This is a genomic window from Amycolatopsis thermophila, from assembly GCF_030814215.1.
GTDB classification, from domain to species: Bacteria; Actinomycetota; Actinomycetes; order Mycobacteriales; family Pseudonocardiaceae; genus Amycolatopsis_E; species Amycolatopsis_E thermophila.
In genome coordinates, this window is the sequence record NZ_JAUSUT010000001.1 from 165,402 (window position 1) to 180,165 (window position 14,764).

Below are 14,764 nucleotides of genomic sequence, written 5' to 3' on the forward strand. Positions count from 1 at the left end.
CAACTCGGCGGACAGCGGGCCGTCCAGGGCGCGCACCCACTCCAGCACCACCAGGTGGTCGGCGATCTCACGGCCCAGCATCAGCTCCGCGGGGTCCACTTCGGACGTCCGCGCGGCCTCGGCGGGCGGCTCCCGGAAGGAGGTGACGACTTCCTTGACCAGGCCGGCCGCGACGACGTCCACCGGGGCGCCCACGGCCAGCCCGACTCGCCCGGACCGCCAGTCGTAGACCGCGGCCGCGGGCAGGTACGGCACCAGCCGGTCGAACGCGGCCTGGTCGCCGCCGAAGGCACGGGCGATCCCGCGAGGGCTGAGTTCGAACGCGCCGGCGAGTTTCTCGTCGATCCGGCGGACCACCTCGTCCTCGCCCAGCTCCAGCGCGTCCGCCACGGCCCGGGCGCCCCGCTTGGCGAAGCCGCCGATCTCCGCCCGCGCGGCGTCCAGCGACGACACGACCGGTTCGGTGGACGGGACCAGATCGCCCGGGTTCGGCGCCGTCGGGGCGGCTTCGGCCTGGGCCCGCCGCACGTCCCCCAGCATCCGGCTGTTCGCCTGCTCGACCGCGCCGGCCAGCACGTCGGCCAGCGCCCGGCCGCTCACCGGCGGGACCACGATCTCCACCGGACCGGCCTGCACCCAGCGCCCTTCGGCGAGGTCGGCGTCGCTGCCCGCCATCGCGCGCGCGCCGAGGTGCAGTTCGACCGCCGGGACGTGCACCCGCGGTACGGCCGCGTCCGGGTCGACGCGCACCTGGTACCGCCACCGCAGCCCATCGGCCCGGACAGTGCCCTCCACCGTCCCGTCCGGACCGACGGTGGTCTCCGCGCGGATCCCGGCGGCGGTGAAGGCCTGGCCGACCTCCCGCGCCACGTCGGCGGCACCGTCCACACCGGACTCCGACCGGGGCAGCTCGAGGTCGGCCGCACCCGTGGTCAGCACCGCGAACGAGGCGGCGGGCGGTGGCTCCACCGGAGCGGACCCGGTGAGGGGTTCGGTGGCCACGTTCCCCACCGGCGGAAGGGACACGTCCTCCCAGGCTGTCCACAGCCCGCGCAGGTGCTCCACCGTCGCCCGCAGCACTTCCGGCGTGCGCACGCCGAGTTCCACCGCGAGCGGGATGAGCGCCCGGCGGTGCGTGGACGGCGCCGCGGAGACGGGGGGCACCACCACCTCCGCCACGCCGTCCTGCACCCAGCGGCCCGCGGCGAGCCGGCTGCCCGGTTCCGCATCGCTCGCGGTGTCGGCGTTCACGCGCAGGTGCAGGCCCGGCACCACCACCCGGGCCGTGGTCGCGTCCGGGTCCACCCGGACGCGGAAGCGGAGCACCGGGCCGTCGTCGCGGCCGGCCAGCAGCCAGGTGGTGCCGTCGCCGCCCGGGTCCGGCCGGATGTCCCCGGCCCAGTCGGCACGCGCGAGCATGTCGCGCAGCGTGTTCTCGATCAGCCGCGGATCAGTGGTGGGCGCGCGCCACGGTTCGGTCACCGGCGTCACGCCGCGCACGATCCGCTCGTGGCCCTCCCGGCGCAGCACGGTCACTTCGCCCTGCGCCACCGGGCCCGCCGGCGCGCCGGTGACGGGCAGGTCCGCCGCCACGTCCCGCGGCGGCGGCAGCTCGCCGAGCCGCGAGTCGCGCCGCAGGCCCTCGATGACGCCATCGACCGGCCGGACGATCTTGTCCCGGGCGTCCAGCAATGCCGAGACGACCATCGCCTGCCGCCACCCCGGCTCGAGCACGACCGGTGGCAGCACGATCTCGATCGGACGGCCCTGCGTCCAGCGGCCCTCGCCCTCGCCGATGCGGAAGTGGATCGGAGCGACCCGCATCCGGGCGTGGGTCGCGTCCGGGTCGATCCGCAGGGTGAAGCGGAATCCGGCGTCACCGAAGACGCCGGAGACGGTCGTGCCGTCGAAGGTGGTGTCCCGGACCCCGGTCGCCTCGAGCGTGCGGCTGACGGTGTCCGCGACGAGGGCCGGGTCGGCCGAGGTCACCAGCCACGGCGCCGCCGGCTGCGACCGCAGCGGGACCTCGTCGGTGTGGGTGTCGAGGGCGACCAGCGGGTCCGCCACGAGCACCACGGCCGGGTCGGCGGACACCGGAACCGGGTCGGGGGCGGTGATCTCCCGGGTGGCCGGGGACGGCCAGTCCACGGAGGCGGTCTCGGCGGCGAGGCCGCGGATGGCGGGCGGCACCTGCGACAGCAGCGCGTCGACGAGCCCCGCGGCCACTGTGGACCGCCACGCCGGGTGAACCGGCACCGGCGGCACGACGGCCACGACCGGGTCCTGGACCCACCGGGCACCGTCGAACCGCGGCGGCGGCACGTCGACCAGGGCGTTGCCGGCACCCGCGGTCCCCACGACCCCGTCGCGCACCAGGACGGTCAGCCGCCAGGACACGCCCCGGTCGCTCAGGGTCCACGTGGTGGTGCCGCCGTGCGCCTCGCGCACCGCGTGCACCCCGGCGTCGGCCAGCGCCCGCTCGACTGCGTCCGCCATCCCGTCCTGGTCGGCCGCCGTGATCACCTCGTCGGAGAAGACCGGCATCCCGGTCCGCAGCACACGTCCGGTGCGCCATTCCCCGGCCGCGTTCGGCTCCACCGGGGCGTGGCCGGCGTCCATCGCGGACCGGACCTCACCGAGGTGGTCGAACCGGGGCGCCGCGGAGAGTTCCGGCTGCCTGCCGAGCACGGTTTCGGCGCGGGCCCGCACGTCCGCCAGCGCCGCGTGCCGCTCGCCGTCGAATCCGTTCAGCCAGGCTTGGACGACGCGATGGTCCGCGGCCCGGCGGCGCGCGAGCACCCGGTTGGCCGCCAGGTCGTCGTCCCCGGCCGACCGGACGTCGTCGGCGGGTGCGGCCGTCCGGAACGACGTGACCACGCCCCGGACGAGGTCGGTCACCACGTCGGCGGCGGGCCGCCCGAGGCGCAGCCCGACGCGGCCGGACTCCCAGTCGTAGACGCTGTCGGCGGCGAGGTACGGCGCCAGGCGCTGCCGGGCCACGTCGTCGCCGGGGAACGCGGCGGCGACGCCCTGCTCGCCGAGCACGAACGCCTCGGCGGCCAGCCGGTCGAGGCGTTCCTCCACTTCGGACACCGCCACACCGAGCGCGTCGGCGAGGGTGCGCGCGCCGGCCTTGCCGAAGTCCGCCAGCGCCCGGCGCGCGTCGTCGCCGAGCGCGGTGACCGGCGCCGGTTCGCCGACGACTACCGGACGGGGATCTCCGCCAGTCCCTGCTTCGGCAGATCCATCGCGTCCAGCAGCAGCCACAGCGTCCGCCGTTCCGCCGCCGTCACCGGGATCCGGTGCCTGCGCAGCAGCGCGACCGTCGCCTGCGTCAGATCCAGCCAGTCCTGCTCGTCCTCGGCGTCCGTCAGCTCCCAGCGGTCCGTCTCCGGGATCCGCTCCGCGAACGTCGGCCGCAGCGTCTTCGCCTGCTCCGCGATCTGCGTCCCGGTCAGGCTGGTCACCTCGGCCAGCTTCGTCAGCTGCGCGGTCGCCCGGTCCAGCACCGTCCCCAGCCGGTTCGCCTTCGCCGGGGCCGCGAACGTCTCCAGCAACGTCCGCAGTTCCGCCCGTTCCCGCGTCGACACCGGGCTCCGCGCCCGGCTCAGCGACCCGATCAGCGCCTGGACCGTCAGCAGCCACTCCCCCGCGTCCCGGTTGCGCGTCACGGCCTTCAGGTCCGCCGGGTCCAGCCGGTCGGCGAACCGTTCCGGCAGTCTCGCCATCCGTGCGGCCACCTGCTCCTCGGACAGCGCCACGGCCTCCGCCCTCTCCCCGCTCCGGGTTCACCCGCACGCCCGGGCCGTTCGGGTCCGGGCTCGCGTCGTGGATCTTGTTCTGCTTGTCGACGATGATGTCGACGCGAACGCCATCGTAGACAGCGCGCAGCAGCTGCTGTTTGTCCCGCTCCGGGATGTCCTCGATCCGCTGGGCGCGGATCGCGTCGTTCGCGGCCTCGGTGAGGATGCGTTCCAGGCCACCGGGTTCGTTGAACCACCCCTCGGGGAACAGCGCCACCCCGGGCGCCCGGCTGGCCGGACCCAGCTTGTTCTCCAGCCGCTTGATCACCTTCGGCGGCACGCTCGCGGGAGTCTCCGACCGGGGCGGCGGCGCCGGCGGCGGGTTCTGCACGACCCCGCGCCCGCCCTCCGGGTAGGCCGTGAGGACGCCCTCGCCGGGCAGGATCACGACGGCCAGCCGGACGCCGTCGCGTTCCGCGGTGAGCCGCCAGGTTTGCGGGCCCTCCTCCCACTCGACGTGGTCAGGGTGGCGTGCGACGCGTTCGATGATGCCGCGCACGGCGGCATCATCGCCCCACCGCGCCGGGAACTCGTGCTTGTTCGGCTTGCCCAGGCCGTGCCGGTGCCCGCCACCGGTGGCATCGCCGTCCAGCACGTGCCTGGCTCGTTCGTCGCTGAGGGTCAGCTCGTCCGGGGAGGGGAAGCGCGGGTGGTCGGCGACGGCGTCCCAGCCATTGGGCCGGGTGCCATCGGCGAACGCGTCGACCGTTTCGGCGACCGTGCGGTGGGTCAGCGGCGACACCGCCATGGCACCCGCGCCGGACTCCCCGACGAAGGCCACCGGCAGCGCCGGGCCGAGGACGGCGAGTTCGCCTCGCAGCGCGTCCGCGTCGCCGTGCACGCGCACGACGGCGACCTCCCAGCCGTCGGCGTAGGTCAGCACGTAGTGCGCTGGCAGGTCGCCGGGGCTCTCGCCGGGCACGCGAGTCAGCGTCACCGCCGCGGGCACGCCCAGCTGGTGCGCGATGAACTGGGCGGTGGTGATCTGCGCGAACTCCCGCGCCTCCGGGGTGATCTCCGGTGCGCGTTCGGCGGCGACCAACCGGTCCAGGACCGGCGCGGCCACGTGCTCCGGGTCGCCCGGGGTGGCCGGTGTGGCCGGCGCGCCCGCGGTGAACCGGGCGGCGAGGTCGTCCCGGCGACGGATCAGCCGGGTGGTGAGGTCGTCGGCGAACGACGAGTCGCTGATCGTCGAGGTGACGATCCGCCGGATGGTGTCGTCGCTGATCGAGGCGACCGCGCGCACCGACGCCGCGGCGAGATCGGCCGGCATGCCGGCGAACAGGGCGGCGGTCCCCGAGTTGCGGCTGCCCATCCGCAATGCGTCGGCTTCGACGACCTGGTCACCGAACCCGGCCTTCGCCCCTCCCTGGGGGGTGTGGACCAGCGTTCCGCCGAACTCGACCCGCATCGGTCCGTCCGCGGTCATCACGATGTTGCCCGGGAGGTCGTGGTGATCGAGCCAGGCGTCGGCGCCGAACAGGGCCCAGAACACCTGCTTGTGCTCGTCGGGGAGCGAGTCGAAGCGCGCGCTCACGTGACCGGTGTTGTCGACCCAGTCGCTGGCGACGCCGAAGAACCGCCCGTGCCCGAGGCCGTCGAGCCGGACCACCTGCGTCCGCGGAACCGGCGCGGTGATCCCGGTCTCGGTGGCGACCGCGCGGGCGACCTCCTGGTACAGCCGTCCAGCGAGGACCTCCACCTCCGCCTCACGCAGCTGCTCCGCGGGCGCGGCCGCCGCAGCCGCCTTGACGTAGGCCGCGCCGTCCGGACCCGCGAACCGCCCGCCCCGGTGCTCGCCCAGCTGCTCGCCGACCTGGACCAGGCCGTCCACACCGGGCAGCGTCGCGCCCACGGTGCGGAGCCGGAGCAGCTGCGCGTCGCGCTCGGCGAGCCGCCGCAGATCGTCCTCGGTGTGGTACCAGCCGTTCTCCCGCGCGTGCCGCTGGTACTGGCCGGTGTCGAACAGCTGCGCACCGGTGATGCCGGCGACGGCTTCGGCCTGCTGGTCCGACGGCACGCCGCGCAGGACGTCGAACAGCGCCCGCGTCCGCAGGTCGTGCCCGTCGAGCTGGGCCGACCAGGTCAGGGCGGCCGCGACCGCCGGTGGCACGCCGTCGCGGTCCCCGTGCTCGCGGCCGGTCTCCGGGCCGAACCGGTACGCCTGGGCCTGGTCACCGATCCCGCCCGGGGTTTGCGGGCGCTCGCCGGTCGGCACCGTCCGCCGCTGCCCGGCGACGACGCGAGCCGACTCCACGACCCCGTCCTGGCGGACCACGGCCGTCAGGGTCACACCGTCGACGACGCCGCGGACCTCCCAGGCGTCGAACACCCCCGCGACGCGACCGACGATCGCCTCGGGCGCGGCGACGACGTCCGCCACCGCGGTGCGCAACCGGTCGGTGACGTCCCGGTCGCCGAACCAGGACCGGTCCAGGGTCCGGCCGGCCGGGGTCGCCACGTCCGGGCCGGCCGTGCGGACGAGTTCGGTCACCACCGGATCGGGCACCGCGACGGTGTCCATCGCGTACTCCGGCGGGGTCCACCCCTCCGGCTTCAGGCCGTGGACCCGCGGCCCGTCGTCCGGGGACCCGCTGTCGGCGAGCGGGATGCCGAGCTCCGCGGCGAGCGCGTGGCCGAACGCCCGCGGATCCGTCCCGAGCCCGGGACCGGTGCGCACGAGCACGTCCTCGTCCGCCCATCCCTGCGCCCGCACCGATTCGGCGACGCGGGCGGCGAGCTCGCCGGTCGTCAGCCGGGCGTCACCGTCGACGACCGCCTGGACCCCGAGCCCGGGCAGGTACGAGACGGTGAAGGCCGGCCGGGGCACCCGCATCGTGCCGGAGCCGTCGGGCACCGGCGTGGCGGCCACGAGCCGGAGCTGCTCGGCGCGCAGCCACCGCCGCTGCAGGGCCCGGTCCCGGCCGGTTTCCGCGAGGCGTCGGTCCACTTCGGACAGACGCGCGGCGTGGGCCGTGGCTTCGGCGGTGGTGACGTGAACCGTGACGGTCCGGCCGCCCTCGGCGGTCCAGGTGGTCCGCCAGCCGTGATCACGCCGGTGCCCCCATCCGATGTCCTGCGACGCCGGCGTCAGTCCGTGGCGCGTCAGCTCGTCGAGCACCGCCTGCGCGTCCGTGACGAACGAGTCGTGCCCGACCGTCACGGTGTACCGCACCGGCCCGTCGGTGCGCAGGTCCGCGCCCGGGACGGCCCGCACCGCCGCGTCCACGGCCGGCACGTCCGGCTCTGCCGTCTGCGGGGACCGCAGTCCGAGGCGGATCGCCTGGCCGGAATCCCGGTGGCGCAGCACGTGCGCACCGTCCTCGGTGCGGCCGGCGCCCTCGAACCCGTGCCGGCTGAGTTCCCGCAGCAGTGGTGTTTCGTCGCCCGCGTCGGGCAGGTCGACCGTGTACCCGATCGGGGCGCGCGAGCCGAGGTCGGCCACGCCCCGCACCGCGTCCGGCCGCAGGACCGCGCCGTCGATGGTGTGCACGGCGTCGAGCAGCGGGGAGAGCCAGCGGCCGGCCCCGCCAGGCGCGGGGCGACCGGCTTCGGCGTGCGGGCCCGGCAGCGGTCCCGCGTCCAGGATCTGCCCGTCGGGAGCCACGAACGCCGTGATCGCAACGCCGTCGCGCTCGCCGGAGACCTGCCACAGGCCGCTGTCCTCGTCGAACCGCGCACTGTCCGGCCGGCGCGCCACGGTGCGGACGAGCTCGCCCAGCGCGGACCGCGGGTCCCGGCCCTCTCCGAACCAGCGCGCCGCGATCCGGAGCCGCTCGGGGTCGGTCGAGTCCGGACCGCTGCGCCGCACGATCCGGTCGAGCACGTCATCGTCCAGCCGCAGATCGCCGAGGGCGGGCCGCTCCCGGTGAGTGGCGACGTCCGCCGAGTCCCAGGCGTTGGGCCGCTCCGCCGACGGCAGCTCGAGCACGCCGAAGTCGCCGGGCGAGATCACGCCCGCCAGGACCTCCGCGCGCCGGACCGCCTGCGGCCCGTCCGGGTCCAGCCGCGCGGCCTCGGTCCGCGCGGCGATCGAATCGGGCGTGCCGAGCCGGAGCACGATCGACTGGCCGGTCTGCGGGTCGGTCCACTCGGTGACCACGCCGGTCTCGGCGCTGTCCCAGCGCAACTCGGTGGTGTCCAGGCGCAGACCGGAGTCCGCGAGCGCGTCCACCATCACCCCGGTGTCGTGCACGAACATCAGCGGATCGGGCATCCGGATGGCGTAGTGCCGGGGCCCGCCCTCGCCGGTGTCCGGCGCGAGCGGATCGGCGACCAGACGGGCGCCCTTCACCGCGCCCAGGACGGTGCGGGCGAGCCCGGCGGTCGCCGGGTCCCGGTACAGCGGGACCGTGCCGTCGGTGAGATCGCCGAGGCCGTCCAGCACTTTCCCCACCTCGGACAGCGCCTGCCGGAGCAGGACCCGCTGCGCGATCCTCAACGGGAAGGCGTCGGGCACGCCCTGGTCCGAGAAGCGGAGCTGCAGGGGGCTGACCTGGACCCCGTCCGTCGTGAAGACGGGGTACACCACCTCGTACTGGCCGGCTTCCAGCTTCGGGTCGAGGGTGATCACCGCGTCGACCGTGGCCCGGTCGTAGAACAGCCGCACCGATCCCTCGCCGAACTCGGCCCGGTTGGGGAGCACGTCCGTGCCGGGCCGCCGCAGCGGGAACGCGTCGCCGAGCGCGGGCCCCGAGGGCGTCAGGACCGCGGACGGCGTGGTGGTCGAACCCAGGCCGCGCAGGAACGCCTCGATCTCGCGCGCGATCTCCCGCCGCTGCTCGGTGGTGTCCTGGTTGACCGGAACCGATCCGCGGACCGGTTCCGACGGCACCCGCGCCAGGTCCCGGTGGTTGACCGCGTGGTGGGGCTGGTCCCGGCCGGGCACGCCGTCGGCGACCAGGCGCAGACCCGTCTCCAGCATGGTCGGCAGGTCACCGCGGCCGAGCCGGATGGTGGCCTCGGTGAGCTGCCGCGCCGATCCGCCCGGCCGTACCTCCCACGTGCCCGGGTCGACGTTGACCGAGTGGTCCGGCACCCGGTCGTCGACCATGACCTGCACCAGGATCCGGGTGCCGTTGCCGTACTCGGCGAGCAGCGGGTCGCTGCTCGCGGCGTCGCCGTGCAGTACGGTGACCATCCGCGGGCTCGCCAGGTTCGCGAGGGCGGGGTCCGGCCCAGCCTGTTGACGGGCCGCGATGACGTCCGCCAGGTCCAGCTCGTCCGGCGCCGTCGTCGCGGCGTCGGCACCGACATGCACGGTGCGCGGCAGCGCGTGCCACACCGTGCCCTCCGGCTGCGGCGTCATGCCGCCGGTCGCCGGACCGGCGTGGGTGTAGACGAGGTCGGGCCGCACGGTGGCGGGCAGTGGCGCGCGGGCGAACATGTCGTCCAGCGCGTGACCCAGCACCTCACGGCTGTTCTGGAGCGCGACGTGGGTGTCGGCCGAGATGTTGCTGGAGATGCGCAGCTCGTTCCCGTGCAGCTCCGCGGCGCCGGCGGGCAGGGTGTCGTCCAGGGCCAGACGGAACTCCGCGGTCTGCTGATGCGGCGAGGTGACCGTGAAGAGGCCGGTGGTCTTGTCGACGTGCACGGTGTAGCCGGCCTGTTTCAGGCCGTCGAGCGTGCGCGCGGCCGCCGCCTTCGCGGTCGCCGGGCCGTTCTCCACCTCCCCGGGGGAGGTGTCCGGGTGGTACCGGCGGTGGGCCACGCGGGTGTCGGTGGCCTGCTGCCGGTCGCCGGAGTCGTGCTCGGCATCGTGGGTGGCGCCGGGGTCCGCGCCCGTGGTTCGGCCGGCACCCCGATCGGGGTCGCCACCGTGCGCGGAACCCTGGTCGGCATCACCACGGTGACCGGCACCATGGTCGCCGTCCCCCTGACGCGCCGACGACCGGCCCGCCTCGTCCCGCGCACCCCCATCGCCATCCCCCGCGTGCGCCGAACCCCGGTCGCCGTCCCCCTCGCGCACCGGACCCCGGTCGCCGGCGCTGTCCCGGCCGCCGGTCGCGTGCTGGTCCGGACCGGTGCCGGTGCGCCCGTGGCGCCCGTCCGCCTGGCCGTGACCCGCGCCGTCCCGGGTGTCCGGGGGCGAGTCACCGTCCCTTCCGGACCCGGCGTGCTCGGCCTCGCCGCCGGCCACGACCCGGCGCCGTTCCTCCGGTGCGGCACCGCGGTTCTCGCCGGTCTCCTCGCGTTTCGGCGCGGTGGTCGCGTCCCGCCCGTTCGACGTCGTCGTCCGCCGGGATTCCCCCGCGGACGAGTCGCCGCCCCGCCCGGTGCGAGCCTCACCCTGGCTCTGCGCCGACCCGTTCGACGAGCTGCCCGAACCACTCGCGCGCCCACCGGCGTCACCACCGGAGGCCGTGCCCGGCCGTGTCGCGGTCCCGTTCTGCGCACCCCCGGACGAGCCGGCCTGACCCCCACCGGTGGTGGTCTGGGTTCCGCCGCCGCTGAAATGCCCCCCGGGCGGCGCGGTGACCGGCGCTCCACTGGGCGTGAGGCCCGGCTGGGCCGCGATGAACTGCGAAAAGTCGTTGTGGTACCGGAAGCTGGTCATCAGGCGGGCGTCCGCCAGGTTGGTCGTGAAGTGCGACTTGAACTCTTTGAGCGTCGTGCCGCCTGCGTACAACTCCTGCGCGCCGCCGACCGCGCCACCCAGCGCGGCCTTCTTGAGGTTCTCCCAGCTGAGCGGGTTCTCGTCGGCCTGCCGGCCACCGCGGGCGCCGCGCGCGGTGGTGTCGTGCGGCGCGCCGGCCAGGTCGCTGTCGGTGTGCTTGGCGATCATGTCCGTCAGCGACGTGTAGCCGACCGAACCGACCTGCCCGACCACGCCGCCGACCGCGCCCAGGATCACGTGACCCGGCAACCCCGCGGCCAGGGCCAGCGGACCACCACCGAGCGAGGCACCGATGAACCCGGCCACGGTGTTGGCCGGGTTGTACTGGTACTCACCACCGGTCTCCGCGACCGTGAGAGCCTGGCCGGCGATATCGCCACCGCCACCGTAGATCGCACCACTGCGCAGGCCATAGCCGACCAGCCGCTGGCCGATGACGTTGCGCGCCGAACCGCCCGCCGCGACGTGCTCGGCCACCGCCTGCCCGATCCGGCGCTGCAGCTCCGGCGTCATGCCGTGCCGCGCCGCCCGCGCGGTGATCCGCTCGCTGGTGATCCGGCTGCCGTACCGGTGCGCGAGCTGCTGCGCGATCTCCTTGCGGATCGCCGGGTCCTTGACCTGCGGCAGGATCCGGGCCAGGGCCTTCTCGACCTCCTTGGCCCCGATCCGCCCGGCGATCTGCGCGAGGGAGACCTTGAAGCCGCGTCGCAGCGCGTCCCCGGCGCCCTTGAGGCTGATCTTCTTGATCGCCTGCTTGATGGCGATGGCGTCGATCTCGGCGACCGCCTTGCGCATCAGGGCGCGCAGACCGAGAGAGGTGTTGAAGAGCGCGGCCGGGATGGCGGCCAGGCTCTCCCCGATCGTAGGCACCGCAGCGGCCAGCGACACGGCGACCTCGACCGCGGTCATGACCAGCATGACCTCGTAGCTGTTCTTCGCCAGCGCGAGGCTCAGCTGGTATTGCGCGACGCCCATCCCCATCTGCGCGGCGTTCTCGATGCCGTTCAGGACTACTTCGCTGACGCGAGCGGACGCCGAGCCGAAGGCGGCAGGCGCCGCACCGTGGTAGACCTGCGTCACCATTTCGGTGAGCAAACCGAGGTTCTTCTGGAGCTCCCCCAGGTCCGTCGTCCGCAGGTTCCAGAAGTCGACGACCGCGGCCGCGTCGTCCGGGTGGGCGTCCGGGTACTCCCCGAGCCAGCCGTCGATCGCGTCCCGCACGATCGGCGGGATCATCGGGAACGGCAGCCAGTTGTTGACCTCGTGGATGAAGTGGTCGGCCGCGTCACCGAATTCCGTGAGGGCGTGCGCGATGGCCGCGAAGCCGTCATCGATGTCTCGATGCAAGCCCATGCGTACCCCTCAGGCGGACGGTCGGAAGCAGGTCAGGCGTAGCGGTCGGTCTTGTTCAGCAAGGCGATGTTGTCCAGCTCGGCACCCATCTGCTCGTCGATCGCCTTCCTGACCGAGTCGCCGAGCTTGGACAGCTCCTCGCCCAGCGCGTTCATCGACTGGAACAGCTGTCCGGCCTTGGTCGGGGAGAACTTTCCGCCGTTCTGGCTCGGCGCGGCACCGCCGTCGTCGAGGTCCCGGTAAGTCGGCTTGAACTGCTTGCCGAGGTCGTCGTCGCCGAACTTGCTCAGCTCGGTGTCCCCACCCACCGCCTCGCCGTGCTGGCCGGCCGCACCGGAGGCCAGGTTCTGCAGGTCCGTGCCCAGGCGCGCGATCTGTTCGCCCATCGACCGGATCTCCTCCACGCTCGTGCTGATCTCGAGAAAGCTCATCGCTCGTCCTCCCGTTCCGCGTAGATGTCGGCGTCCAGCCGGTTCATCAGGCCGCTGATGGTGTCGCTCGTGTTCTCACGCAGCTCGTGCTGCAACTGGAAGGTGTCGGACGGGAACTGGCTCGACATGATCTCCTGCCGCTGCGTGTTCACGTCCACGATGGCGTCCCGCGACGCGGCCATGATCGCGGCTTTCAGGGCCGCCGCGTCGGGTTTGCGGAACACGCGCGGGTCGATCTCCAGGTCGGCCAGCTGGCCCCGCGGGCCCACGACCACCTTGACCATCCGGTCCGGCGACCAGCCGACACCGGTCAGCTTCATCATGCGGGCGCTGGTCTTCGGCAGCTCCTCGGTCGCCTTCTTGATCTGCTCGAGCATGCTGGCCAGTGCCGGGTTCACCCGCCCTGAAGGGAAATCCACGCCTACCTCCGTCCATCCGGCACAGTGGCGACATTGCCACGTCCACCGGTCACTCCGCTAGCATCGCCGCCGTGAACACCACGCGCCTCCGTGCGGCACTGGTCGCCGCGGCCACCGGGCTCGCCGTCCTCACGGCGGCCCAGCCCGCCGCGCGGGCCCAGCAGAACTGTGTCGTATCCGGGGCGCCCGTGGTTCCCGTTCCCTGGTCGCAACAACTGCTCGCACCCGACCGGGTGTGGCCGCTGAGCACCGGAGCGGGCCAGCGCGTGGCCGTGGTCAGCACCGGCACCGCGGACAACCCGCAGCTGGCGGGCCACGTCGCCGAGCGGGCCACCTTCGCGCCGGCGGACGCCGGCCAGCCCAGTGGCAGCCCGGACTGCGTCGGCACCGGCACCGGTGTGAGCGGCATCATCGCCGCGCAGCCCAGCTCCGTGGTGGGATTCCACGGCGTGGCCCCTGGTGCGCAGATCCTGTCGGCGAAGGTCGTCGGCGATCAGTATCCGCCGGGCCGTCAGCCGTCCGGCACCGTCGCGCCGCAGACCCTCGCCGCGGGGATCAACTGGGCGGTCGACCGCAACGCGAGCGTCATCGCCGTCCCGACGATCACGTACGAGGACAACCCGGCCCTGCGCGGCGCGGTGCAGCGCGCGTTGTCCCGCAACATCGTCGTGGTGGCCGCGGTCGGCCAGCGCGCGTCGAACGAGCCGCCCGGGCTGGTCCCCTACCCGGCCGGCTACGACGGTGTGATCGGCGTCGGCTCGCTTGCCGAGAACGGCGAGATCGTCCAGGATTCCCGGCCCACGGCCGTGGACCTGGTGGCGCCCGGGGCGAACGTCGTCACGACCTACCCGAACACCGGCCTGGGCACCGCGTCCGGCACCGAGTTCGCCACCGCCTACGTGGCCGGCACAGCCGCCCTGGTCCGCGCCCACCTGCCCGAACTGTCCACTCAGGACGTCGCCAAACGGCTGTTCGCCACGGCGGCGCCCGCCCCGGAGGGCACCGGCAGCGCGCTCTACGGCTACGGCGTCGTGAACCCGTACCAGGCGGTGTCCGACGACGTGGTGGCGGGCAACCCGGTGGCGCTGCCGCCGCTCACCCCGGCCACGATCCCGCCGGACGTCGCCGCCCGGCAGGCAGCCGAAGAACGCAGCGACGACTGGGCCCTCGGCCTCGCCGCGGGCGGGCTGGCCCTGATACTGCTGGTGACCGCGATCGTCGTGTTCGGACCGCGAGGCCGGCGCCGCCGCTGGCGTTCCGGACTGGCCCCCGTCCCGCAGGACCGGCCCGAGGACGAGCGCCCCGAGCCGCCCGTGGAACTGTTCAGCGACCGCCCCAAGCGGTCCTGACTGCACCCTGTCGCACAACGAATTCCTCCCCGGCGGTTCTTCTTCCAGCGCGAGACAAGCCGGTCCCGGAGCGCGGACACGCTCCGGGACCGGCGGTGGCGAAAACTGGTTCAGGCGAAGAAGCGGCCCGCCTGCTGGTCGGCGTTGAACGCGTTCTCCATCGCCTTGATCACCGCCTGCCCGAACTGCGCGCGGGTCGAGGCGTACTGCACCAGCTGCGCGTTCCACTCGTGGTGCGCCCGCTCGAACTCGCCCGCGGCGTAACCGGCCCAGTCGCTGCCCAGGATGCCCTTGGCCTGCGCCATGAAGTCGTCGAACAGGTCCTCCAGGTCCGACGACTTCTTGATGTTCGACGAACCGGCGTCCCCCACCATGGGGGTGTACTTGAGGTCACCCATGTCCTGTTTCCCTCCAGCGGATCAGGGGTCGGCTCAGAGCCGGCCGTAGTGCATGTTCGCGGCGACCGCGTTGATGGCGCTCTTGTCGTCGCTGTCCTGGTTGTTCAGCACGTTCTGGGTGCCCGTGATACCCACGACGAGCTTGTCGAGGATGGGAGCCAGCTTGCTCTGCCAGAAGCTCAGCATGTCGGCCGAGGAAATCTGACCCGCGTTCGACGCCTGGCCGACCCACTCGGAACCGACCACGTTTTCGAGGTCACCGTGCATGCTCCGGCACAGTTCCTCACCGCGCTGCTTGGCGTCGTCGAGCAGCTGCTTCAACCGGTTGACTTGGTCTTCTTTGAGATTCAGGGCCACGCCTGTCACCCCCGTGTCGCGGACGTTTACCAGCAGAG

The 14,764-nt window shown here is 73.8% G+C and carries 6 protein-coding genes (1 of these 6 running past the window's edge); 1 reads left to right on the forward strand and 5 read right to left on the reverse strand.

Annotation, left to right across the window (positions count from 1 at the left end; translation table 11 throughout):
- The 3 genes in view from FB470_RS00660 to FB470_RS00670 are tightly spaced (at most 32 nt apart) and all read right to left on the reverse strand, a layout consistent with a single transcriptional unit that may run on beyond the window.
- Nucleotides 1–11,772 carry the beginning of a hypothetical protein gene (locus FB470_RS00660; protein ID WP_306987846.1) on the reverse strand. 24,669 nt of this gene lie to the left of the window's left edge, so 11,772 of the gene's 36,441 nt are visible here — the first part of the coding sequence; its start codon is at nucleotides 11,770–11,772; the stop codon falls past the left edge of the window.
- Between the two features lie 32 nt (nucleotides 11,773–11,804).
- On the reverse strand, nucleotides 11,805–12,203 hold the full coding sequence (locus FB470_RS00665; RefSeq protein WP_306987849.1) for a hypothetical protein: 399 nt from the start codon (nucleotides 12,201–12,203) through the stop codon (nucleotides 11,805–11,807).
- Nucleotides 12,200–12,622: a YbaB/EbfC family nucleoid-associated protein gene (locus tag FB470_RS00670; RefSeq protein WP_306987851.1), complete on the reverse strand. Its 423-nt coding sequence runs from the start codon at nucleotides 12,620–12,622 to the stop codon at nucleotides 12,200–12,202. Before FB470_RS00670 ends, FB470_RS00665 begins: the two co-directional genes overlap by 4 nt.
- 71 nt (nucleotides 12,623–12,693) lie before the next feature.
- Here FB470_RS00670 and FB470_RS00675 point away from each other — a divergent pair, with 71 nt between their 5' ends.
- Entirely contained in the window at nucleotides 12,694–13,971 is a 1,278-nt protein-coding gene (locus FB470_RS00675) for a S8 family serine peptidase (RefSeq protein WP_306987852.1), read from the forward strand.
- Between the two features lie 110 nt (nucleotides 13,972–14,081).
- On the opposite strand, the gene FB470_RS00680 is transcribed toward FB470_RS00675, so the two are convergent.
- On the reverse strand, nucleotides 14,082–14,369 hold the full coding sequence (locus FB470_RS00680; protein ID WP_306987853.1) for a hypothetical protein: 288 nt from the start codon (nucleotides 14,367–14,369) through the stop codon (nucleotides 14,082–14,084).
- Nucleotides 14,370–14,402: 33 nt separating this feature from the next.
- Nucleotides 14,403–14,726, reverse strand: a complete 324-nt coding sequence (locus tag FB470_RS00685) for a hypothetical protein (protein WP_306987854.1) — start codon at nucleotides 14,724–14,726, stop codon at nucleotides 14,403–14,405.
- Nucleotides 14,727–14,764: the final 38 nt, after the last annotated feature.

Bases quoted from the DNA above. Each gene is read 5' to 3' on its own strand.
- FB470_RS00680 (WP_306987853.1), bottom strand. From the start codon at position 14,369: ATGGGTGACCTCAAGTACACCCCCATGGTGGGGGACGCCGGTTCGTCG.
- FB470_RS00665 (WP_306987849.1), bottom strand. From the start codon at position 12,203: ATGAGCTTTCTCGAGATCAGCACGAGCGTGGAGGAGATCCGGTCGATG.